At 70.3% G+C, this 566-nt stretch carries 1 protein-coding gene; it reads left to right on the top strand.

What is annotated here, in order from left to right; all coding sequences use genetic code 11:
* Positions 1 to 566 (top strand): response regulator (locus CCL05_RS31715; protein WP_086564128.1); only part of this gene is annotated, 566 nt, incomplete at both ends.

The raw sequence follows: 566 nt of genomic DNA, 5'->3' as shown, positions 1-566 counted from the left end.
GTCCTGGTCGTGGACGACGACTTCCGTGTCGCCGAGATCAACGCGAAGTACGTGGGAAGAGTTCCCGGCTTCCGGGTGGCGGCTCGCGCGCACAGCGCTGCCCAGGCTCTGTCGGCGGTGCAGCGCGGAGGGATAGATCTTGTTCTGCTGGACCACTACCTCCCCGACGGGACGGGCCTCGAACTCGTCCACCGCATGCGGGAACAGGGGCACGGCACCGACGTCATCATGATCACTGCGGACGGCGACGTGGCGACGATCCAGGCCGCCATGCGCCTGGGCGCCCTGCACTACCTGGTCAAACCGTTCACTTTCGCCGCGCTGCACACCCGCCTGGAGTCCTACGCCGCCCTGTGTCGCACCGTCGAGCGGGTCGGCGGCGGCCGCGGCATCGCCGTCCAGGAACAGGTCGACCGGATCTTCAGCGCCCTGCGCACCACCCCGGCCCTCGCGTCGCCGGGGCTGCCGAGCGGCCACTCGGAGCCGACGACGGAACTGATCTGCCGCGTCCTGCACCATGCCGACCACCCGCTCTCCGCCCACGAGGTCGCCGCCGAGACCGGCCT

The organism is Streptomyces africanus (assembly GCF_002150735.1).
GTDB classification, from domain to species: domain Bacteria; phylum Actinomycetota; class Actinomycetes; order Streptomycetales; family Streptomycetaceae; genus Streptomyces; species Streptomyces africanus.
The sequence above is the reverse complement of the archived record's forward strand: the minus strand, read 5'-3'. Positions and strand labels throughout refer to the sequence as shown.